A 19,266-nucleotide genomic window follows, 5' to 3' on the forward strand; every position below is an offset into this window, starting at 1 on the left:
CCTTCCTCAACTGCTCACCATTCGCGGGCCAGGACAGCCCAGAGCTGACTGTCATGGCGGACGCCGTCGAAGGGCCAGGATGCGCGCCGCACGCCCTCGAGTGTCATGCCGAGCCTCCTTGCCACCGCGGAACTCCGGTCGTTGTCGGCGCGGCAGTGCCACTCGGCGCGGTGGATCCCACGGGTGAGGAACGCCCAGTCCAGGAGGGCGCGGCACGCCGCGGTGACCAGCCCGTGGCCCTCAGCGGACGGCTCGAGCCAGCAGCCGACCTCGCACGAGCCCGAGGCGGTGCTGAAGTCCGTGAACATCACGCCGCCGGCCAGGGTGCCGTCGAGCCGGATGCCGTAGAGACGGGCCCCGTCCGCGGCCTGGCGTTCGGCGTACCGGCGCAGTGTGGCGCGGGCTCCTTCGATGCCGTCGGTGACGAAGTCCGGCCCCACCCACGGCCGGATGTGCTCGCGGGCCCGGTCCATGTGGGCGGCGAACTCCTCTGCGTGCCAGACCTCCAGCGGGCAGAGGTGCGCGGTGTCCCGCAACGGGAGGGAGAACATGGGAACCTCGCATTGACACAACAAGCGTTATGGTTATGTACCGTTGCAGCATGCCACGCACCAAGGGGGATCACGAAGCCCGGCGACGCGACGTGTCGGAGGCGGTCTGGCGCGTGCTTGCCACGCACGGCTTCAGCGGGCTGACCCTGCGGGCCGTCGCCCGCGAACTCGGCGCGACCACCGGTCTGCTCACCCACTACTTCCCCACCAAGAACGACCTCGTCGCACACGCCCTCGACCTGCTCGAACACCGCAGTGCCGCTCGTCCCCGGCGTGCCGCCCGGCGGGGTCTGCCGGCGGTCAGGGCCGCCCTGCTCGACATTCTGCCGCTGACCGCCGAGGACACCGCCGGCAACCGGATCCGGGTGTCCTCGTGGGACACCGCGCTCGCCGACGCCGCGCTGAGCGACGACTACGGCCGCAAGTACGCCCGGAGCCGCGAGAAGCTGCGCGACTTGGTCGCAGACGCCCAGCAGTCGGGTGAACTGCCCGCCGGAGATCCGGGGCGCATCGCGGCCGGCGCCCAGTCCTTCGTACTCGGTCTGGTCGTCCAGGCGCTGTTCGACCCGGTCGCGTTCACGCCCGACCGCCAGACGCAGTTGCTCGACGACTACCTGTCCGCGCTGGCCTCCCGGCCCCCGGCGGCCACGGCGCCGACGGCCACTGCGACCGGCTCGCCCGCCACGGGCCCACCGGCGAGTTCAGGCTCGTGACCGGCGCGGGCTGCCGGGTGAGGGACGCGGGCCGGGTCGTCCAGTGACCGGTTCACGGCAGAGCACCGCGTGGCGGCACCCGGGGGAAGTGAACACGGCCCGCAGCGTCGTCCGTGCACGCACCGGGTCGAATTTCGCGGTGCCGGTCCTCTTGCTGCCCTGCGGCGGCTACGCACTGGCCCGGACCGGGTCCCAGACGGCACTACGAACGCGGGTGCCCGAAGTGAACATCGGGTGCCCGCTCGGAGGCGGTGCGTGTCCGGGCGCCGGTGCCACCTGCGCGGCGGCGCCACGCCCGTACACGCATCGCGCGGCGTCAGACGTCGAACGTGGCGACGGCGTGCAGCCCCGCGTGGTGGAGTGTGCGCTGTACGCGACGGTTCGGGTGGGAGACGACGACGCTCGGGGCGTTCACGCCACTGGCGGCGCGGAGCAGGGCATAGGCGCACACCAGGTCGATCCGCTCCAGAGCACGCATGTCGAACACCCACAGCCGGGCGCCACGCAGGCGCGGGTCCTGCAACTGCTCTTCCAGGGCGCGCGCCATCGAGGAGTACAGAGCGCCACGGAAGATCACGTCGACGCGTTCACCGTGGGAGGTGACGGTCACAGGGTGCTGCTGTCCACGCGGGGTCGAGGCGATCATGGTTCTCCTCCGATGCACGGGCGACGCCGACGCACCCTCACGGAGGGCTGCGCCCTATGTCCGGGATACACCCTTCAAGTGAACATCCGGCTGCTCGTGGGTCACGAGTCCGGTCACCGGCCGCTCCGTCGCGGCCCCCGAGGACTTCACGGTCAGTCGTTCACGGGCGGTCTCCTGTGGTTCCGCCGGGAAGCGAGTCGGCGAGGTACGCGGCAAGGTCGGGGCAGTCGGGAGCGAGCAGGTGCCGTACCCGTGCGTCGCGTTCGTGGAGGATCGGCGGCAGTTCCCGGACGCAGCCGATCAGCGACCGGTCCAGTCGGACGAAGTGCGTCGGGTCGCGGTCGGGGCAGCCCAGCACCGGCTGGCCCGCCGCCCCGCCGAAGTGCAGGACGTTCGCCCCACACCCAGCTGTACACGTTGAGCTACGTCCCGTCGTCCCCTCCCCTGTGGCGGACGACGAAGGCCGTGGGCGGCGTGCCGCCCGGCTCGGGCAACAGCTCGGGAAGGATCGCGCCCTCGCGCCGCGAGCCGCCGCCCGGCTCACCGGGGCGGCGGCCCGGGCCCTGGCCGAGACCGGTACCGCGGAACCGGACGGCTGGATCAGGGCGGTGCTGCCCATCGAGTCGCTCGATCACGCCCACAACGGATTCCTCGCTCTCGGCGCCGACGTCGAGGTGCTCGAACCGGCGGAACTGCGGTCCCGCCTCGCGGCCACGTCGCGTGTCCTGGCCGCCCGGCACGCATCGGCCTGACGCGGACCGCGCCGCCTGATCTCCACGGCCCGGACCTGATGGCGTCCGGCCTCCCCCGACGGGCGCTTCGGCGAGGCCGCCGGTGCGGATGGCCGAGTTCGGTGCGCTGGTAGCCTGGGAGGACGCTTCGACGTTGCCGGGGCCCGCACCAGAGCGTGCGGGCCCCGCCTCGTTCCGGGCGCCAGACCAGGGAAGGGTCCCCATGAACACCAAGCCGTCAGCCCCGGGGCACGCGGGTGCCGGCACGCCACGGGCCGTGGCACCGCGAGGTGAGCTCTCGGCGAAGACACTGACCCCTGGCTCCCCGCCCGCCACGTCCTTCGCCGAGCTGGGCCTCCCGGCGGAAGTGGTGCGGGTGATGACCGGCCTCGCGGTGACGGAGCCGTTCCCGATCCAGGCGGCCACCCTGCCGGACGCGCTGCGCGGCCGGGACGTCCTCGGCCGTGCGCGGACCGGCTCGGGCAAGACCCTCGCCTTCGGGCTGGCGCTGCTCGTCCGTACGGCAGGCAGGCGCGCCGAGCCGAAGCGGCCGAGGGGGCTGGTGCTGGTACCCACCCGGGAACTCGCGCAGCAGGTCGGCGACGCCCTGGAACCGTATGCCCTGGCGCTGAAGCTGCGGCTGGTGACGGCTGTCGGCGGGCTGTCGATCGGGCGCCAGGTGACCGAGCTGCGGGCCGGCGCCGATGTCGTCATCGCCACACCGGGTCGGCTCGCCGACCTCGTGGCACGCCGGGACTGCCACCTCGACCAGGTGCGGATCACGGTGCTGGACGAGGCGGACCAGATGTGTGACATGGGGTTCCTGCCGCAGGTGTCGGAGCTGTTGGAGCACGTGCCCGCCGAGGGACAGCGAATGCTGTTCTCGGCCACGCTCGACCGCAACGTCGACGAACTGGTCCGCCACCACCTCCACGACCCCGTGCTCGCCACCGTCGACCGGGCGGCGGGCGCGGTCACCGCGATGGAGCACCATGTGCTGCACGTCCACCCCGCGGACAAGTACGCGACGGCCACGGAGATCGCGGCCAGGGACGGGCGGGTGCTGATGTTCCTTGACACCAGGCACGGCGTCGATCAGTTCACCCGCCATCTGCGCGGCTGCGGAATCCGGGCCGCGGCGCTGCACAGCGGGAAGTCGCAGCCACAGCGCACGCACACGCTCGCACAGTTCAAGAGCGGTGACATCACCGTGCTGGTGGCCACCAACGTCGCAGCGCGCGGTATCCACGTCGACGGCCTGGACCTCGTCGTCAACGTCGACGCGCCCGCCGACCCCAAGGACTATCTTCATCGGGGCGGCCGCACGGCACGTGCGGGTGAGTCGGGCCGCGTGGTCACCCTCGTCACCCCCGGCCAGCGGCGTGACGTGAACCGGATGATGTCCGATGCCGGTGTCCGGCCGGCGGTCACCCAGGTGCGCTCCGGCGAGGAGAAACTGACCGGCATCACCGGAGCGAAGCGTCCGCCCGTGGTGGCCAAGGACGCCGGCGGCAACGCACCCTTCCGCGGCCTGGGCACCCGGCCGGGCCGCGCCCCGAAGGAATCACGCAAGAGCGCCGAAGCCCGCAAGGTCGCGGAGGCCCGTAAGGCCGCCCGGGTCCGCAGAGGCCGCTGAGCAGCCGCCGGCTACCATGCCCGGTGGGCCGCGCAGGCTCTGTGTGACACCTCGCGATTGCTGCGGCATCACGCTGGGGCTACGGGCGGAGTCGACGGCCCGGCCACGTCAAAGGGCAGGGTCAACGGGCCGGCCACGTCAAAGGGCAGGGTCAACGGGCAGGGTCCAGAAGGACCTTCAGGACACCGTCGGCACGGCTGTTGTACAGCTCGTACGCCGCAGGGCCCTCGGAGAGGCCGAGGCGGTGGGAGACCACGGCCTCCGGTGTGAGCCGTCCGGCCTGGGTGAGTGCGATCAGGGCAGGCAGCTCGTAGTGGACCGAGCACAGCCCGATCGCGAACTCCAGCTCCTTGATCTGGGCCATTCCCATGTTGAAGGGGAATGCCGTGTTCTGGCTGACCCCGACGACGCTGACCCGGCCGGCCTGCCGGACGGTTCCGAGGGCCAGCTCGATGGTGTCGTCAGAACCGACGGCCTCCACCACGGCGTCCGGCCCGCGTCCCGCGGTCATGTCCCGTACGGCGGTCGGCGCGTCCTCGCCCTCCACCGGCTCGACACCCAGGGTGGCGGCGAAGGCGCGGCGGTCCGCGATCGGGTCCACGCCCAGCACCCGGGCAGCGCCCATGGCGAAGGCGGACTGCGCGGCCATGAGGCCGACCGGGCCGAGACCGATGACCAGCACCGTTTCGCCGGGCTGGATACGGGCGCGGCGGCAGCCGTACCAGGCCGTTGGGGCGTTGTCCGTCAGGACAGTGGCGGCTTCGTCGGAGATGCCCTCCGGCACATGCACCAGGTTGACGTCGGCATGGGGCACGGTCACGGACTCGGCCTGGCTGCCCTGGAGTTGCGGGCTCACTCCGTAGCACAGGTCCATCAGGGACTCGGCGTGCTCGCACCTGGCGGTGAAGCCGGCGGCGCACGTGCCGCACCGGGTGCAGCCGGCGGAGGCGGGAACCAGGACCCGGTCGCCGGGTTTGAAGCGGGTGACCTGGCTGCCGGTTTCGGCGACCACGCCGACGCACTCGTGTCCCGGGGTGTATCCGGTCTCCGGGCTGAAGCCGTGACCGTCGTAGATGTGCAGGTCGCTGCCGCAGATGCCGGCCGTGGTGACCTGCACGACCACGTCGGTGGGGCTGGTGACGGCCGGGTCGGGAACCTCTCCGTAGCGGATGTCGTGGCGGCCGTGATAGCTGAGGGCCTTCATGGTTTCCTCCGTCCGGGCGCGGGCGGCGCCGGTGCAGCACGAGGACGCCGGAGGGGCGAGGTACAGAACGCCGGGACCGGTGTCGACGTCCAGGGCATTGACCGCCCTCCTCGCGCCTCAGACGCTAGGATCGATTTTTAATGCGACCGTATCATTTGGGCATGAGGGGAACCACCGCCCGTGACACCCCAGGAAACGCGCGCCAAGGCCGCACCGTCCCGGAGCCGGGAGCTTCGTGACACCCGCGGCAAACTCGTCCGGGCCGCCGAGCAGTTGTTCGCCGCGAAGGGTGTCGTCGGTGTGTCCCTCAGCGAGATCAACAGAGCCGCAGAGCAGCGCAACGCGACGGCCTTGCAGTACCACTTCGGCGACCGGACGGGTCTGCTGCGGGCGGTGCTCGACAAGCACCTGCCGGCGGTGGACGCCCGCCGGGAAGTCCTGCTGCAGCAGTACGAGGACAGCGGGACGGCCGATCTGCGCTCGCTCGCCACCGCACTGGTGCTGCCGGCCGCCGCGAAACTCGCCGATCCCGACGGCGGCCGCGAGTTCCTCCAGATCACGGCCGAACTGCTCAACCGGCCCGAGCCGCGGGTCGAGCTCGTCCTGGCGGAAGGGCCCACCCTCCTCGCGTGGCGACGCCTGCTGGAGCCTCTGCTGACTCCCGATGCGACAGCGGTGCTTCACACCCGCGTCACCGCCATGCGCTTCTGCCACGCCGAACTCGCGGCGCGTGCCGCTGCCCGCCCTCGCGGGGACGACCGGTTGTTCACCAGCAGGCTGGTCGATCTGGTCAGCGCGCTGCTGGCGGCACCGGTGTCCGAGCAGACCGCACGACTGCTGCACGAACGGAACGTGAAGGACCGGACCGGCCGGCCGGCCGCAGCCCGCTGACGGCCCTCGCGCCCGCGTGAGCCCGCAACCCGCACGCCCGCGTGACCGCTTTCCGACCGGCTCGCCGTCTCAGACTGAACACCCCGGTGCACCCGGGGCCCGCTCGCTCGCCTGCGCGGGCCGGGGCCGGGGCTGCGGCACCGCGTCGTGGGGAGAGCGAACACGCGGGATGTCCGTCCGTGAGGGGCCGCTTCACCGAGCCGGCGCACCACTTCGGACGTGGCAGCGGCGGTGGATCCCGGGCGTTGCGCCCGGCACCCGTCGGTTCCGGGTCCGCCTGCCGGTGGTCGGGGCGCGCTGAAGGTCGGGCGAGCGTGGCCGGCCGGCCACGGGAAGTCCGCGGCGTGGCGGCGAAACACGTCGGTCCAAGCGGCTCAGGCCAGCGCGTTCACCGCCGCGGTGAAGACGCGTGGCAGTCGTTCGGCCGCGGGCACGATGAGCGGTGCGAGGGCCGGTTGCTGCCGAGCACGCAACAGGAAGGCCGTCAGCAGGCGGTGACGGCGGGTCACCCGGTTCCAGTCGGTCTCGTAGCGGTCCGGCGTGCCGCGGCGCAGGTTGCCGACCAGGGCTTCGGCGCCCGTGAGGGCCAGGGAGAGCCCCTCTCCGGTCAGGGCGTCGATGTACCCGGCGGCGTCTCCTACGAGGAGCACCCGGCCGTGGAGCCGGGTGCTCGCCTTCTGGCGCAAGGGGCCCGCGCCTCGCACCGTGGTGACGGCTGCGTCGGGCGGCAGGCGGGCCGAAAGCTCGGGGAAGCCGGCGAGTTGGGTTGCGAAGGGGACACGTCGTGAGGTCAGCAGGGCGATGCCGACGAGTTCCGGGCCGAGGGGGGTCACGTACGCCTCGCCGTACGGGCCCCAGTGCACCTCCACGCAGGACGACCACGGGGGCACGGCGTAATGGCGGCGCAGCCCGTACCTGGGCGCCCCTCGGGACGGGACGCCCAGGCCGAGGGAGCGGCGCAGCGGCGAGTGCAGGCCGTCCGCGGCGACCAGCCACCGGGCGCGCAGCCCCGTACCGGGAACGAGCACGCCGGTGGCGTCCTGCCGCACTTCCCCGACCCGCAGCCGCACCACGGGGACGCCGGCCTCGCGGACAGCCCGGTGCAGGGCCCCGTGCAGGCTGGTGCGGCGCACTCCGAGGCCGGGGCCGTGCCGGAAGTGCGCCTGGGCCCGCCGGGGCCCCTGGACGTAGCGGATGCCCTTGATCGGCCGGCCGGGGACGTCGACCCCGAGCGCGGCGAGGATCCGCACGGCGCCCGGCATCAGCCCTTCGCCGCACGCCTTGTCGACGGGCGCGACGCGCGGCTCGGCCACGACGGTGTCGAAACCCGCGCGGGCCGCGTGCAGGGCGGTCGCAAGGCCGGCGGGACCGCCTCCGACGATGACCAGGTCGTGACGGCCGCTCACGCCGGCACCGCCCGGGTGGGGGCGTTGTCGGCGCTCACGCGGGTGCCACCAGGGTGAGCGCCGCGTTCTCCGCGCTCACGCGGGTGCCGCGAGGGTGAGCGCCGCGTTCTCGCAGCGGATACGAACGGTCAGCAGCACCGCGTTGGCCGCCGTGAACAGCGCCGCGGTCAGCCACGCCGAGTGCACCAGGGGCAGTGCGGCGATCTCCACGACGACGGCGACGTAATTGGGGTGCCGCACGAACCGGTAGGGACCGGCGTCGATCAGCCGGGTGCCGGGAACGACGATGACGCGGGTGTTCCAGTACCGCCCGAGGGTCGTGATGCACCACCAGCGCAGTGCCTGGGCGAGGAGGACCAGCGCCAGCATGGGCCATCCCAGCGCGGGAAGGAACGGCCGGTGGGCGAGCACGGGCTCGAGCAGACAGCAGGCCAGCAGGCCGGTGTGGAGGACGACCATCGCCGGGTAGTGACCGCGACCGTGCTCCACGCCGGAGCGGGCGAGTGTCCAGGCGGCGTTGCGCCGGGCGACGACGAGTTCACCGACGCGTTCTGCGGCGACGGCGAGGACGAGAAGCGTGTACCAGGGCATGTGGACCACTCACCAACGCAGCAGGACGAGTTCGGAGCAGAATCCCGGGCCCATCGCGAGCAGCAGGCCCCAGGTGCCGGGCTCGGGACGACGGGTCTCGCACGTGTTCTGGAGGATGTGCAGCACGGAAGCGGACGACATGTTGCCCACCGTCGCGAGCGAGTTCCACGCGGTGTCCAGGGCGCTGTCGGGCAGGCCGAGGACCTCGGTCACGGCGGACAGGACCTTGGGACCTCCGGGATGACACACCCAGGCCCCGATGTCGTCGGTCGTGAGACGGTGGTCGGCCAGGAAGTCCCGCAGGTGGGTACCGAAGTGGCCGCGCACGATGTTGGGGACACCGGCGCCGAGCACGATGCGGAATCCGCTGGCTCCGATGTTCCAGCCCAGGAGCTGTTCGGTGTCCGGATACAGGTGGCTGCGCGTGGCGACCACGGTCGGTCCTCCGTCGAGGCCGGTGGTGCGGCGGCCGCGTGCGACGACGGCTGCCGCGCCGTCTCCGAACAGGGCGCCGGCGACGAGGTTGGCGTGGGAGTCGTCACGCTGCTGGAGCGTCAGTGAGCACAGTTCGACGGTGAGCAGCACAGCGGTGTCGTCCGGGTGGCCGCGGAGGTAGTCGTGCAGCCGGGCGAGCCCCGCGGCACCCGTCACGCACCCGAGGCCGAACACGGGGACCCGTTTGACGTCGGGCCGCAGCCCTACGCGTCCGGCCAGTCGGGCGTCGAGCGACGGGGCGGCGATACCGGTGATGGAGGTGCACACCAGCAGGTCGACGTCGTACGGTTCGAGCCCTGCCTCCTTGAGCGCGCCGGTGAGGGCTTGCTCCGCGAGGTCGAGTCCGGCGGCCATCCATGCGTCGTTCGACTGCCCGAAGTCGCCGAGGCCCGCGTACCGCTCGATCGGCAGGGCGAGATGCCGTGTGCGCACCCCGGCGGACGCGTGGAGGCGGCGCAGGAGAGCGCGCTCGGCACCGGGCGCAAGGCAGAGGTCGCCGATCGGCTCGGTGAGATCGTCCTGGGTGTAGCGGTGTGGCGGCAGGGCGGTGCGGACCGCGAGGATCGTGGTGGCCGCGGCGCTCGCGGCCGTCCCGTCCGGCAGACCGCGAGGGGAAGGGGCATCGTCGACCATCACAGGAACACGCATGCCGGTAATGCCCTTCTTGTTTCGAATACCTGATTACCTTGCCCTCGTGTCTCTACACCCCGTTGTCGCCCTTCCCCGAACGACACACCGTGTTCCCGCGCTGTGGCGCTCCTGCCATCTCGGACCGGCGCTGGCCGTGACGGTCTTCGCGACCGCGCTGGCCGTGACGGCCGGGAGGGGGGCCACGGGCTCCGCCGCGGTGGCCGCGGCCGTGCTGGCCGGCCAGCTGTCGGTGGGCTGGTGCAACGACGCGGCCGACGCGCGCCGCGACACGCTCTGCGGGCGCCGCGACAAGCCCGTGGCGAGCGGGGAGCTGTCGCCGCGGACGGTCGCCGTCGCGGCCGGGGCGGCCCTGGTGATGTGCGTACCGCTCTCGCTGCTCAGCGGCGCCGCGGCGGGAGCGGCGCACCTGGGGATGGTGGCCATCGCCTGGGCCTACAACCTGTGGCTCAAACACACGGTGTTCTCGCCGCTGCCGTACGCGGTCGCCTTCGGCTCGCTGCCGGCCTTCGTCACACTCGGGCTGCCGTCGCCGGCCTGGCCTGCCTGGTGGGCGGTGACGGCAGGGGCGCTGCTCGGTGTGGGGGCACATGCCGTCAATGTGCTTCCCGACATCGACGACGATCTCGCGGCCGGCGTGCGCGGCCTGCCGCAGCGCTTGGGGCGGGCGGCGTGCCGGTGGCTGACTCCGTCGGTGATGCTGGCAGCCATGGGCGTGGTCATGGCGGGACCGCCCGGGCCGATCGGGGCGACGGGCTGGGCACTCGCGACGGCGGCCGGCATCGTGGCCGTTTCGGCCACGGCCGTGCCGTGGCCGGTCCGCAGCCGGTGGCCCTTCCGGGCCGCGATCGCGGTGGCGGGCGCGGCTGTGGCACAACTGCTGCTGCGGGGACCGGACATCGTCTGATCAGGACGCGGCGCCGCACCGCCGCGGTGGTGCGCGCAACAGAGGCCGGGGCCCTGGCCCTGCGGCCAGGGCCCCGGGCACACCATCAGGTCGACGGCGTTGGGTGCCTCCGGGCGGACCCGCCGCGGACCGGGGCGTCGTCGGCCGCTCGAAGATGCTCCGGGATCAACTGGCCAAGGCACTGAAGGACCGGGCCACCGACGCTTGCACCGCCGCCGGCCAGGTCGCACTCACCGTCGCCTTCACGGTCCAGTCACAGAGACCGTCGACACAGTGCGCGTCGCCGTCACAATGGACGGTCTATCGCTCGGACCGCTTCCTGCCGAGGAGCACCGTGACGACGCATACGACCGTGACGGCGGCCAGAGCGGCCAGGACAAGGCCGCGGTGCTCGTTCGCCGCTGCCGCCGCGTGTGTGGCCTTCTCGCGCACCGGTTCGGGCGTCTTGACGCGTGCAGCCTGCAGCGCGTGCGCCGTCGTGTCGTGGACCTGGTGTTTGACCTCCGTCCCCTTCTGCCGGGCCTGCACCTTGGCCTCCCCCGCCTTCTGCCGGGCCTGTGCCTTGACGTCCGCCTTGGCGGCGAGTGCTTCGACCGTGTGCGCGAGTTCTTCGCGGGTGGCCCGGGCCTGCTCGCGCAGTTCGTCGGGGGTGGGGTCCTGTCCGCTGGGGACGTTGTCGGTCATCGGTGTGCGCTCTCCTTGATCTGGGCGATGTCGGCCTTGACGTTGTCGACGGCCTGCTGGGGTGCGGGCGGAGCCCCCTGTTCGATCTGCTTCTTACCGGCGACGGCAAGAACCCCGGCCACCGCGAAGAGCACGACCATGACCACGAGGGCGGACAGCCACAGCGGCCAGACGAGGTCGAGCGCGATGACGACGGTCGCGACGAGAGCCTGCAGCGCGAGGACGGCGACGAGTCCGGCGCCGCCGAACAGCCCACCGCCCAGACCGAACCGCTTGCCCTTCTGCTTCATCTCCGCCTGGGCCAAGCGCATTTCCTGGCGTACCAGCTGGGAGATCTGCTCGGACGCCTGCTTGACCAGCTCCCCCACCGAGTCGTCCCGGTGAGGGTCCGTGGTTCCCGGTGACCTGTCCATGCCGTCCTGTCCTCCTGTGCCGAAGTCTCCTGCTGCCACTGGGCGCGTACCCACCCGTCCGTCAGTCGTCACGGCGGTCGTCGGGACCGGGGCCGGTGCGTCCCATGCCTCTGCGGTCCTCGTCGGTCCACTTGCGGGTGTCACGGGGTTCGACGTACGGCTCCTCCATGTGGGGGTGCCCGCCGATGACGGCCCGCTCCCTGGCCAGCTCCGCGTCGAACTCCAGGCCCAGCAGGATCGCGAGATTGGTGATCCACAGCCAGACGAGGAAGATGATGACGCCTGCCAGGGTGCCGTAGGTCTTGTTGTAGGAACCGAAGTTGGCCACGTAGGCCGCGAAGCCGACGGAAGCCGCCAGCCAGATCAGCAGCGCCAGCAGGCTGCCCAGGGACACGAACTTGAAGCCGCGGCCCTTGGCGTTCGGTGCCGCCCAGTAAAGGATCGCCAGCATGATCGTGACCAGCACCACCAGCACGGGCCACTTGGCGATCGACCACACCGTCAGGGCGGTGTCACCGACGCCCAGGGCGGTGCCGATCTGACGGGCAAGGCCGCCGGTGAGGACGACGATCAACGCGCTCACGCTGGCCAGGACCAACAGCGCCAGGGTCAGGCCGACACGTACCGGCAGCACCTTCGAAACGGGCCTGCCCTCGGGCACGTCGTAGACGGTGTTGGACGCTCGGATGAACGCCGCCACATAGCCGGACGCCGACCACAGGGCGCCCAGCAGGCCGATGATCGCGAACACGGAGCCGACCCCGGCGCTCCCCTGCAGCTGGGTCACCGCGTTGGTGAGCACGTCCCGGACCGCGCCCGGCGCGAGCTCTTGGATGTTGTCCACGACGGCCTGCGTGGCTGAACGGCCGACGATCCCGAGCAGCGAGATCAGCACCAGCAGGGCCGGGAAAAGCGACAGGATGCCGTAGTACGTCAGGGCTGCCGCCCGGTCCGTCAGGTCGTCCCGCTTGAACTGTTCGAGCGTGCGTTTCAGTACCGCCGCCCACGACGCCTTGCCCATTGCCGTCGGGGTGTCAGGCGCCTCGCGTTCCCCCTGCCGGCCTTGACCGGCGTCCCGCCCGCCGCGGCCGGCTCTGCGCGCATCCCCTGCGCGCTCTCTGCTGTTCCCACCACTGCGTTCACCGCTGTACTCACTGGACATAGGATCCGAGTAACCGGCCCGGTCCCGCCTACGCCGGCTTTGCCCGACTTTCATTCCGACGGAGCACCGGCACCCGTCCCGGCCCGCGGCCGTGCCGACGGATCACCGGTGAACACCGCCCGTGACCGCAGTGCGGCCGGGCCGCGGGCGCTGCAGCCCGGCCCGTTCGTCGTCGGAAAGCACCGTCGGCATCTCCGGAACGGACGGCGCCCACCGGCCCCCGGGCGGGATCGCGCGCGTTCACGCGGTCCTGCCCGGATGGCCGGTGGGCGCTTCCCTGCCGCGAGCGGCGGCGGGAGGGGCGGCCGGTCCGGCAGTGGTGGTCCTCAGGCGTACGCCCGCTGCCCCGGCCCCGGCACGTTTCGGAAGCGGAACGGCTCCGGCTCGCGGCCCGCTTGGACGAACCAGCATTCCCCGGCGTCGTCGCCGGTGACGATGCGCAGCACCGTGTCGGCGACCACCTCGGCGGGGATGACCGGCATGCCCTGCTCGGAGAGCATGCCGCGCAGCGGGTCGATGATGCGCGACTCGGCGTAGCCCGGGCAGATCGCATTGAACCGGATGCCCTCGGGGGCCAGCGCCGGTCCCAGTGAACGGGCCAGACCGACCACGGCATGCTTGTTGGCGCCGTACAGGGGGTCGAGCGGTACGGAGGCCAGTCCGGCCAGGGACGCGGTCGCCACGATCGCCCCGCCGCCACGTGCCCGCATGGCCGGCAGGACCGCGTGGGCGCCGAAGACGACGCCGTCGAGGTTGGCGCCCATGGCCCGGCGGTAGAGTGCCAGGTCGAAGTCGTCGCCGACGCCGCAACCCGTCGACACTCCCGCGTTCAGGAAGGCGATGTCGACACCGCCGCAGCGCTCGACGGCGAAGTCCACCAGAGCGCGGTTCGCGTCGAGGTCGGAGACGTCGCAGGGCCGGAAGCTGCCGCCGACGATGTCGGCCACCTCCCGGCCGCCCTCCACGTCGAGGTCGGCGACGACGATCTCGGCGCCCGCCTCGGCCAGCGCCAGCGCCGTGGCCCGGCCCAGTCCGCTCGCACCGCCCGTGACGATCGCGACCTTGCCGTGCAGCGGTGCCGCTCCCCGGCCACCCGGGGCGTTCCGGCCCTCGGCGGTCATGCCAGCTCCAGCACGAGCTTGCCGACGTTCTCGCCCCGGAAGAGCATCTGCAGCGTCTCGGGGAAAGCGTCCACCGAGCCCTTCACCACATGTTCCTTGACCTTGAGCCGGCCCTCGCCGATCCAGCCGGCTATCTCCTGCCCGGCCCGGGCGTAGCGCCTGGCGTAGTCGAAGACCACGAAGCCCTCCATGCGGGCCCGGCGCACCAGCAGGGACAGATAGTTCGACGGGCCGCTGACCGGTGTCGCGTTGTTGTACTGGCTGATCGCGCCGCAGATCACCACGCGGGCGTTCATGGCCAGCCGGGTGAGGGCCGCGTCGAGAATGTCCCCTCCGACGTTGTCGAAGTAGACGTCGATGCCGTCCGGGGTGTGCTCGCGCAGCGCACGCTTCACGTCGCCGGCCCGGTAGTCGATCGCCGTGTCGAAGCCCAGCTCGCCGGTGAGCAGCGCGCACTTCTCGGGCCCTCCGGCGATACCGATGACGCGGCAGCCCTTCACCTTGGCGATCTGGCCGACCATGGTCCCGACGGCACCCGCCGCGCCGGAGACGACGACGGTCTCGCCTTCCTTGAGGGCGCCGACGTCCAGCAGTCCGAAGTACGCGGTCATGCCGGGCATACCGAGGGCGCCGAGGTAGGTGGAGGGCGGCGCGAGCGAGGTGTCGATCTTCAGTGCGCCCTTGCCGTCGGACACGACGTACTCCTGGACACCGAAGGTGCCCACGACGTGATCACCGGGCTGGTAGCCGGGGTGGTTGGAGGCGGTCACCTCGATGACCGAGCCCGCACGCATCACCTCACCGAGTCCGACGGGCGGGAGGTAGGACGGGCGGTCGTCGAGCCAGCCCCGCATCGCGGGGTCCAGCGAGATGACACGCGTCCTGCCCGCGAACTCGCCGGGGCCGGGTGCCTCCACGGGTGCGGAGACGTGTTCCCAGTCCTCTGGTTTCACGTCACCCACGGGGCGGGCTGCCAGGCGGACCTGGCGGTTGGTCGCAGACATGAAGCCTCCTGTTCGTCCATGAACCCCTTGACCATACCGACCAGTAGGTACGTCCGCGACTGTGAGGTGCGTCACATGCCCGCCGACGACGACCGCCCCGGGCCGGAGCACCGCCGGGAACCGGCCGAAGCCTCCCGGCCGGAGCAGGTCGGGCGGCCCGCCCCACCCGGCCACGGGAGCCGGAAAAGGAGTCGGAGCCGGAGCGAGCGGCGCGGTTGGAACGCATTCACGCCTGTCGAAGGACCGGCATCGTCGGCGATGACCTGGTCATGGCCCATTGAGGGCTCCGCCGTCCGCGCGGGTCGACCGGGGAGCAAGGAGTCGTCTGCGGGCCGGGCGCCGGGCAGACATGTCCCCACGTACACACCGATGGCCGCCTTCGGGGCCGACGTGTCGCAGGCCGGCGGCTGGGCACTTGCACCAGGCGGCCGGAAGTCCGGCCGCAGCCGGTGGACGGGGCGGTCGGCGACGACCTGGGGAAGCCCTTGACCGTTCTGGAGGTGCACCGTATGACCGGTCCCGATGACCGGTCCCGCGACGCCACGACACGGCGCATCGACGGCCTGCGCAACACCCTGTGGTTCTGCCGGCTGCGCCGCCCGGCGCCCTCCGCGCTCCGCCGCACCCTGTTCCTCGCCCGTACGGTCCCCGCGACCGCACGTCGTTGCGCGCCGTCGGCGCAGCACTCACGGGCCCCCCGGGTGATCCGTGAAAGGCGCGTCGTACCACCGGCCATCGAGCAGCGGCTGACGCTTTTCGAGAAGGTGCAGCGGCACTCCACTGCCCGCCGGTACGTCGGCTGATCCGGCGAGACCCGACCCGGCACAGCGGCGGTCGTACCTCTTCGACGGAACGGGCTGCTGCGCCACAACGCGGAAAGGGGGCACGACGTGCGGCATCGAGGCCGGGGCGGTGCACTCGCCCACCCCCGCGAGGGCGGTGCGTTGTGGCGCAGCCCCCGGGGATCATCGCCGCAGCACGACCGGGACATCGGTGCGAGCCGCGGCGGTCTCGTTCGGACGGATCGGGAGGCGGGCCGGGTGGAGCGGCTACGACTCGTAGTCCTCCGGCTTGACCCCCGCCTCTTCCATCGCTTCGCGCATGGTGCGGCCCGAGGCGTCGGGGGTTTCCCTGCCCGTCTCCTTCTTGTTCCTGTTCTCGTCCTCGATCTTCTCCGGGCGGGTGATCACATCGTCGGTCGTGCTGGTCTTGCGCCGGTTCTCCTCGGGTACGGTCATCTCTCTCATTCCTCAGGTACGCAGGCGGTTCGTCGGCCGGGTACCCGGCCGACAAGGTGCCGAACACGCGAGGGGCGCCCGGCTCGGCGTGCGCACCGGCGGCCGCCGTACCACCCGTCGGCCCGTCGCGTACGGTCGGCACCACCACTGCGGCCGAGCCGACCGGGGCCGTGCCGAGGGGGTCGGAGATTGCGTCTTCCCCGGTGGGAAACCTCTGCACGTCCTGCCGCGAGAAGCGCCACCGGCCCTTGCGGACATCAACACCGGGGCGCAGACCGGCGGCAGCACCGCCCAGGGGGGCGACGCACCGGACCACGTCCGCGCTGCCGGCCGTCGCGTCCGACTCCCGTATGCCCGGCTCCAGACGGCCGGAGGCGGGCCTTTGCCCGGGCCGGACGCCCCCGGGCCGGGGCCGGTGGGTGTCAGGACCGGTTGTGCTCGACCTCGTGGCCGGATCGTTTCGCGGGTTCGTCCTTGTCGGCGGGGATTCCCGCGACGTCCTCGACGTGGAAGAGGCGGGCGATCGGGACGTCGGTACTGCTGTGGGCGATGATCGAGGCGGCGATGCAGACGGCGATCAGCGTGTACGCCTCCTGGCCCTGCGGGATGCCGGCCTGCAGTACGAGGAGTCCGTAGACGACCGAGGCGAAGCCCTTGGGCCCGAACCAGGCGGCGACGAGCCTCTCCCTGCGGTCGAACCCTGTCCCGAGCAGGGAGACCAGCATGGACGCGGGCCGGATCAGCACGATCGCCAGGAACACCACGACGTAGCCGCCGAAGGAGAGGTCGCCGAAGAGCTGCGGGGTCAGCAGTGCGCCGAAGACCAGGAGGGCCGCGAACTTGGCGAGTTCCGCGAGCTGCTCCCCGAGCGGTTCGAACGCGGTCTTCGCCTCGGCGGGCGCCACTGCGGTGAGGACGGCACCCGCCGAGAACGCGGCGAGGTAGGGGTTCGCGTGCGTGAGGTGGCACAGCCCGTACAGGATGATGCCGATGGCCAACGGCAGCAGCGGCTGGAGCTTGGGCTCCGCACCGAGCAGCCTGAACCGCAGCAGTCCGATGACGAGCAGCGGCAGCACGATGCCGAAGGCGAGGCCGAGACCGAGCTCGAGGCCGATCATGCCGAGTGACGACTCGGCGTGCCCGGCGGTGGGGCCGGCGGCGGCAATGAGGATCAGGACGATGGGCAGTGCGAGGCCGTCATTGATGCCGCTCTCCACGTTCAACAACTGGCGTAGCCTGGAGGGCACTTCCTTGCGACCGACGATCGCCGAAGCGAACACCGGGTCGGTGGGGGCCAGCACGGCGCCGACGAGGAACGATGTCGTCCAGTCCAGACCCACGAGGAAGTGCGTGATCAGCGCGACGCCGACCAGGGCGAGCGGCATGCCCAGCCCCAACGCACGCGCCGGGCTCTTCCAGTTGGCGCGCAGTTTCGGGAACGAGACGTGCATCCCGTCGGTGAAGAGCACCGCGAACAGGGCGAGGTCCGCCGTGACGGAGACGATGCCGCTGTCGGGCGTGATGTGGATCAGACCGAGGAATCCGTCACTGACGATCGCCCCGCCGACGAGGAAGAGAAACGAGGTGGAGAGGATCGTGCGGGCGGCGAGCCCGGACAGGAGTACGGCGATGAGCAGCGCGACTCCGAAGACGGCTACGAGCACCATGACGAGAATCCCCCGATCAGCTAAGACACTTGTCCCGAATTCGCCGACCAGGCTTCCCGGCACTCCGCCGCTGACTCTACATGGGTGCCGTACGGACTCCGGGAGCCCCGGATGCCGCCGTCATCCGGTCATCCTTGTTGCCGGGACTCGGCAGACGGCGCGGACGAACCTACGGCGCCGACAGCGTCCTGTCCATTGTGGGGTGCGGTCGTCCCGGACAGGCAGCCTGCCGGAAACGTGCGCAGAGGGAACCTGCGCCGGCCGACGGGGGCGGCGGGCGGCTCGACGTCAACGGGGCGCACGGCCCTCCCGGTTCACGTCGTGCCTTGCGTGTGCGTCAGCTGTCGGTCCGCCCGGCGCGGCCCCCGCTCGGCGTTGTGTCGGGTCGGGACCTCGATCATGCGTACGGGACACAACGCATCGACGGTGGAACCGTCTGGCGCGCGATGGGCGGCCGGGCGGCCCAAGTCGTCACAGGACTCGATGATTACGCACCCGCCGCACCATCCGGAGAGGGCCGTTCGTCCCAGGGTGTTCCTCGGCTGCCACGATGGACCCGCGATGTTCTCGCGCGGCCTTCCGCCCTGATGACAACGCACGGGCAGTACCGTTGCATCACAGCAACCTCATCCATCCGCGGGTGCCCCCGCGATTTCGGGAGACCGACATGACGTCCACGACCAACCCGGCAGGCAGCATCACCGAGGCGACCGCGCTGCTCCAGGCGGAGTTGCCGCAGTTGGAGGAGTACCAGCGGACACTCGAGAAGGAACTCGCCTCCGTCACCGAGCGACTCGAGTCGGTGCGCGGCGCCCTCACCGCTCTGCAGGCGCTGTCCGCCACCCCGATTCCGGCACCCCGCGAGGCGGAGAGTGGCAATGCCACCGTGACCGGCTCCTCGTCGGCGGTCGCGGAGGAGGCGGTGTCCGAGCCGCTGCCCTCGGTGGAAGCCGAAGAAGCCGTGGCAACTCCCGCACCCGAGGACTGGTCCGGGCAGAAGGCCGAGCCGGCGGCGCGCACCAGGGCGGCGGGCACGCGCCGGGCGAAGACGGCCCCGGCCGGGAAGCGGACGCAGGCCAAGAAGACCGGAAAGCAGACACCGGACGGGAAGCAGGCACCGGTGCGGGACAAGAAGGCACCGGCCGGGAAGCAGGCACCGGTGCGGGACAAGAAGGCACCGGCAAAGAGCCAGGACGCCGCGGCGAGCCCCGCCCTGGCGGACGCCTCCGGGTTGACCGACCAGGTGGTCGCCGTCCTGACCCGCAACGCCGACACACCGCTGCGTGCGCGTGACGTTGCCCAGGCCCTGGGCCGTGACGACTCCACCGGCAGCGTCAACACCGTACGCAGCACGCTCGACCGCCTCGTCGCCACGTCCCGCGCACACCGTGCCGGCCGTGGGCTGTACCAGGCACCCCGTAGCTGATCCGCCGCTGGAGCGGGCCGACTCCGCACCGGCGCCCGCCGCGCTGTGTCGGCGCTCCGCGGCGCAGCCGTCCGCCGGCCCTCACCATCCCGTGGGACCCGACACTGCGTCGAACACATCGCCGCCCACGTC

At 71.8% G+C, this 19,266-nt stretch carries 20 protein-coding genes and 1 pseudogene; 7 read left to right on the forward strand and 14 right to left on the reverse strand.

What is annotated here, in order from left to right:
• Nucleotides 1–14: 14 nt before the first annotated feature.
• Nucleotides 15–551: a GNAT family protein gene (locus AB0903_RS13185; RefSeq protein ID WP_366702072.1), complete on the reverse strand. Its 537-nt coding sequence runs from the start codon at nt 549–551 to the stop codon at nt 15–17.
• Nucleotides 552–601: 50 nt separating this feature from the next.
• Here AB0903_RS13185 and AB0903_RS13190 point away from each other — a divergent pair, with 50 nt between their 5' ends.
• Nucleotides 602–1,264 (forward strand): TetR/AcrR family transcriptional regulator, encoded by a 663-nt coding sequence (locus AB0903_RS13190; protein WP_366702074.1) that lies wholly within the window; start codon nt 602–604, stop codon nt 1,262–1,264.
• Nucleotides 1,265–1,580: 316 nt separating this feature from the next.
• Here AB0903_RS13190 and AB0903_RS13195 read toward each other — a convergent pair whose 3' ends face one another.
• Together AB0903_RS13195 and AB0903_RS13200 are read right to left on the reverse strand one after the other, a co-directional pair.
• Nucleotides 1,581–1,910 (reverse strand): STAS domain-containing protein, encoded by a 330-nt coding sequence (locus AB0903_RS13195; protein WP_366702076.1) that lies wholly within the window; start codon nt 1,908–1,910, stop codon nt 1,581–1,583.
• A gap of 160 nt (nt 1,911–2,070) precedes the next feature.
• A pseudogene (locus AB0903_RS13200) lies at nt 2,071–2,422 on the reverse strand (hypothetical protein); the annotation flags it as partial.
• Between AB0903_RS13200 and AB0903_RS13205 the strand changes: the two are divergent.
• Both AB0903_RS13205 and AB0903_RS13210 read left to right on the forward strand, forming a co-directional pair.
• Entirely contained in the window at nt 2,357–2,662 is a 306-nt protein-coding gene (locus AB0903_RS13205; protein ID WP_366702227.1) for a WYL domain-containing protein, read from the forward strand. The pseudogene AB0903_RS13200 and the gene AB0903_RS13205 overlap by 66 nt on opposite strands.
• Before the next feature lie 202 nt (nt 2,663–2,864).
• Complete coding sequence (locus tag AB0903_RS13210) at nt 2,865–4,277, forward strand: DEAD/DEAH box helicase (RefSeq protein WP_366702078.1); 1,413 nt, start codon at nt 2,865–2,867, stop codon at nt 4,275–4,277.
• A 151-nt stretch (nt 4,278–4,428) separates the two neighbouring features.
• On the opposite strand, the gene AB0903_RS13215 is transcribed toward AB0903_RS13210, so the two are convergent.
• Nucleotides 4,429–5,481, reverse strand: coding sequence for an alcohol dehydrogenase catalytic domain-containing protein (locus tag AB0903_RS13215; protein ID WP_366702080.1), 1,053 nt, complete (start codon nt 5,479–5,481; stop codon nt 4,429–4,431).
• Nucleotides 5,482–5,661: 180 nt separating this feature from the next.
• Between AB0903_RS13215 and AB0903_RS13220 the strand changes: the two genes are divergently transcribed.
• Nucleotides 5,662–6,372 carry a hypothetical protein gene (locus AB0903_RS13220; RefSeq protein ID WP_366702082.1) on the forward strand — a complete coding sequence of 237 codons (711 nt, stop codon included), beginning with the start codon at nt 5,662–5,664 and terminating at the stop codon, nt 6,370–6,372.
• A 374-nt stretch (nt 6,373–6,746) separates the two neighbouring features.
• Here AB0903_RS13220 and AB0903_RS13225 read toward each other — a convergent pair whose 3' ends face one another.
• The 3 genes from AB0903_RS13225 to AB0903_RS13235 form a co-directional block, all read right to left on the reverse strand.
• Entirely contained in the window at nt 6,747–7,778 is a 1,032-nt protein-coding gene (locus AB0903_RS13225; protein WP_366702084.1) for an NAD(P)/FAD-dependent oxidoreductase, read from the reverse strand.
• Nucleotides 7,779–7,853: 75 nt separating this feature from the next.
• On the reverse strand, nt 7,854–8,369 hold the full coding sequence (locus AB0903_RS13230; protein WP_366702086.1) for an isoprenylcysteine carboxylmethyltransferase family protein: 516 nt from the start codon (nt 8,367–8,369) through the stop codon (nt 7,854–7,856).
• A gap of 9 nt (nt 8,370–8,378) precedes the next feature.
• On the reverse strand, nt 8,379–9,512 hold the full coding sequence (locus AB0903_RS13235) for a 3-oxoacyl-[acyl-carrier-protein] synthase III C-terminal domain-containing protein (RefSeq protein ID WP_366702088.1): 1,134 nt from the start codon (nt 9,510–9,512) through the stop codon (nt 8,379–8,381).
• Between the two features lie 46 nt (nt 9,513–9,558).
• Between AB0903_RS13235 and AB0903_RS13240 the strand changes: the two genes are divergently transcribed.
• On the forward strand, nt 9,559–10,419 hold the full coding sequence (locus AB0903_RS13240; protein ID WP_366702090.1) for a UbiA family prenyltransferase: 861 nt from the start codon (nt 9,559–9,561) through the stop codon (nt 10,417–10,419).
• Nucleotides 10,420–10,719: 300 nt separating this feature from the next.
• Here the strand turns inward: AB0903_RS13240 and AB0903_RS13245 are convergent, their stop codons facing one another.
• The 5 genes from AB0903_RS13245 to AB0903_RS13265 form a co-directional block, all read right to left on the reverse strand.
• Nucleotides 10,720–11,103, reverse strand: a complete 384-nt coding sequence (locus AB0903_RS13245; RefSeq protein WP_366702092.1) for a DUF3618 domain-containing protein — start codon at nt 11,101–11,103, stop codon at nt 10,720–10,722.
• The gene (locus AB0903_RS13250) at nt 11,100–11,516 is read right to left on the reverse strand and encodes a phage holin family protein (RefSeq protein WP_366702094.1); all 417 of its coding nucleotides are present in this window, start codon (nt 11,514–11,516) and stop codon (nt 11,100–11,102) included. The genes AB0903_RS13245 and AB0903_RS13250 overlap by 4 nt, the downstream gene beginning before the upstream one ends.
• Before the next feature lie 61 nt (nt 11,517–11,577).
• Nucleotides 11,578–12,537 (reverse strand): YihY/virulence factor BrkB family protein, encoded by a 960-nt coding sequence (locus AB0903_RS13255; RefSeq protein ID WP_366702096.1) that lies wholly within the window; start codon nt 12,535–12,537, stop codon nt 11,578–11,580.
• A 467-nt stretch (nt 12,538–13,004) separates the two neighbouring features.
• Nucleotides 13,005–13,799 carry an SDR family NAD(P)-dependent oxidoreductase gene (locus AB0903_RS13260; protein WP_366702098.1) on the reverse strand — a complete coding sequence of 265 codons (795 nt, stop codon included), beginning with the start codon at nt 13,797–13,799 and terminating at the stop codon, nt 13,005–13,007.
• Nucleotides 13,796–14,803: an NADP-dependent oxidoreductase gene (locus AB0903_RS13265; protein WP_366702100.1), complete on the reverse strand. Its 1,008-nt coding sequence runs from the start codon at nt 14,801–14,803 to the stop codon at nt 13,796–13,798. The genes AB0903_RS13260 and AB0903_RS13265 overlap by 4 nt, the downstream gene beginning before the upstream one ends.
• A gap of 509 nt (nt 14,804–15,312) precedes the next feature.
• Between AB0903_RS13265 and AB0903_RS13270 the strand changes: the two genes are divergently transcribed.
• Nucleotides 15,313–15,606: a hypothetical protein gene (locus tag AB0903_RS13270; RefSeq protein WP_366702102.1), complete on the forward strand. Its 294-nt coding sequence runs from the start codon at nt 15,313–15,315 to the stop codon at nt 15,604–15,606.
• Between the two features lie 246 nt (nt 15,607–15,852).
• Here the strand turns inward: AB0903_RS13270 and AB0903_RS13275 are convergent, their stop codons facing one another.
• On the reverse strand, nt 15,853–16,041 hold the full coding sequence (locus AB0903_RS13275) for a hypothetical protein (protein ID WP_366702104.1): 189 nt from the start codon (nt 16,039–16,041) through the stop codon (nt 15,853–15,855).
• Nucleotides 16,042–16,463: 422 nt separating this feature from the next.
• The gene (locus AB0903_RS13280) at nt 16,464–17,708 is read right to left on the reverse strand and encodes a cation:proton antiporter (protein ID WP_366702106.1); all 1,245 of its coding nucleotides are present in this window, start codon (nt 17,706–17,708) and stop codon (nt 16,464–16,466) included.
• A 667-nt stretch (nt 17,709–18,375) separates the two neighbouring features.
• On the opposite strand from AB0903_RS13280, the gene AB0903_RS13285 reads away from it, so the two are divergent.
• Nucleotides 18,376–19,134, forward strand: a complete 759-nt coding sequence (locus tag AB0903_RS13285; protein WP_366702108.1) for a hypothetical protein — start codon at nt 18,376–18,378, stop codon at nt 19,132–19,134.
• Nucleotides 19,135–19,266 lie beyond the last annotated feature (132 nt).

This window comes from Streptomyces sp. NPDC048389 (assembly GCF_040706335.1).
In the GTDB taxonomy this organism is placed as follows: Bacteria; Actinomycetota; Actinomycetes; order Streptomycetales; family Streptomycetaceae; genus Streptomyces.

Coding starts and splice junctions, on each gene's coding strand:
- AB0903_RS13185 (WP_366702072.1), bottom strand. CDS start 551: ATGTTCTCCCTCCCGTTGCGGGACACCGCGCACCTCTGCCCGCTGGAG.
- AB0903_RS13190 (WP_366702074.1), top strand. CDS start 602: ATGCCACGCACCAAGGGGGATCACGAAGCCCGGCGACGCGACGTGTCG.
- AB0903_RS13195 (WP_366702076.1), bottom strand. CDS start 1,910: ATGATCGCCTCGACCCCGCGTGGACAGCAGCACCCTGTGACCGTCACC.
- AB0903_RS13210 (WP_366702078.1), top strand. CDS start 2,865: ATGAACACCAAGCCGTCAGCCCCGGGGCACGCGGGTGCCGGCACGCCA.
- AB0903_RS13215 (WP_366702080.1), bottom strand. CDS start 5,481: ATGAAGGCCCTCAGCTATCACGGCCGCCACGACATCCGCTACGGAGAG.
- AB0903_RS13230 (WP_366702086.1), bottom strand. CDS start 8,369: ATGCCCTGGTACACGCTTCTCGTCCTCGCCGTCGCCGCAGAACGCGTC.
- AB0903_RS13235 (WP_366702088.1), bottom strand. CDS start 9,512: ATGCGTGTTCCTGTGATGGTCGACGATGCCCCTTCCCCTCGCGGTCTG.
- AB0903_RS13245 (WP_366702092.1), bottom strand. CDS start 11,103: ATGACCGACAACGTCCCCAGCGGACAGGACCCCACCCCCGACGAACTG.
- AB0903_RS13250 (WP_366702094.1), bottom strand. CDS start 11,516: ATGGACAGGTCACCGGGAACCACGGACCCTCACCGGGACGACTCGGTG.
- AB0903_RS13255 (WP_366702096.1), bottom strand. CDS start 12,537: ATGGGCAAGGCGTCGTGGGCGGCGGTACTGAAACGCACGCTCGAACAG.
- AB0903_RS13260 (WP_366702098.1), bottom strand. CDS start 13,799: ATGACCGCCGAGGGCCGGAACGCCCCGGGTGGCCGGGGAGCGGCACCG.
- AB0903_RS13265 (WP_366702100.1), bottom strand. CDS start 14,803: ATGTCTGCGACCAACCGCCAGGTCCGCCTGGCAGCCCGCCCCGTGGGT.
- AB0903_RS13270 (WP_366702102.1), top strand. CDS start 15,313: ATGACCGGTCCCGATGACCGGTCCCGCGACGCCACGACACGGCGCATC.
- AB0903_RS13275 (WP_366702104.1), bottom strand. CDS start 16,041: ATGACCGTACCCGAGGAGAACCGGCGCAAGACCAGCACGACCGACGAT.
- AB0903_RS13280 (WP_366702106.1), bottom strand. CDS start 17,708: ATGGTGCTCGTAGCCGTCTTCGGAGTCGCGCTGCTCATCGCCGTACTC.
- AB0903_RS13285 (WP_366702108.1), top strand. CDS start 18,376: ATGACGTCCACGACCAACCCGGCAGGCAGCATCACCGAGGCGACCGCG.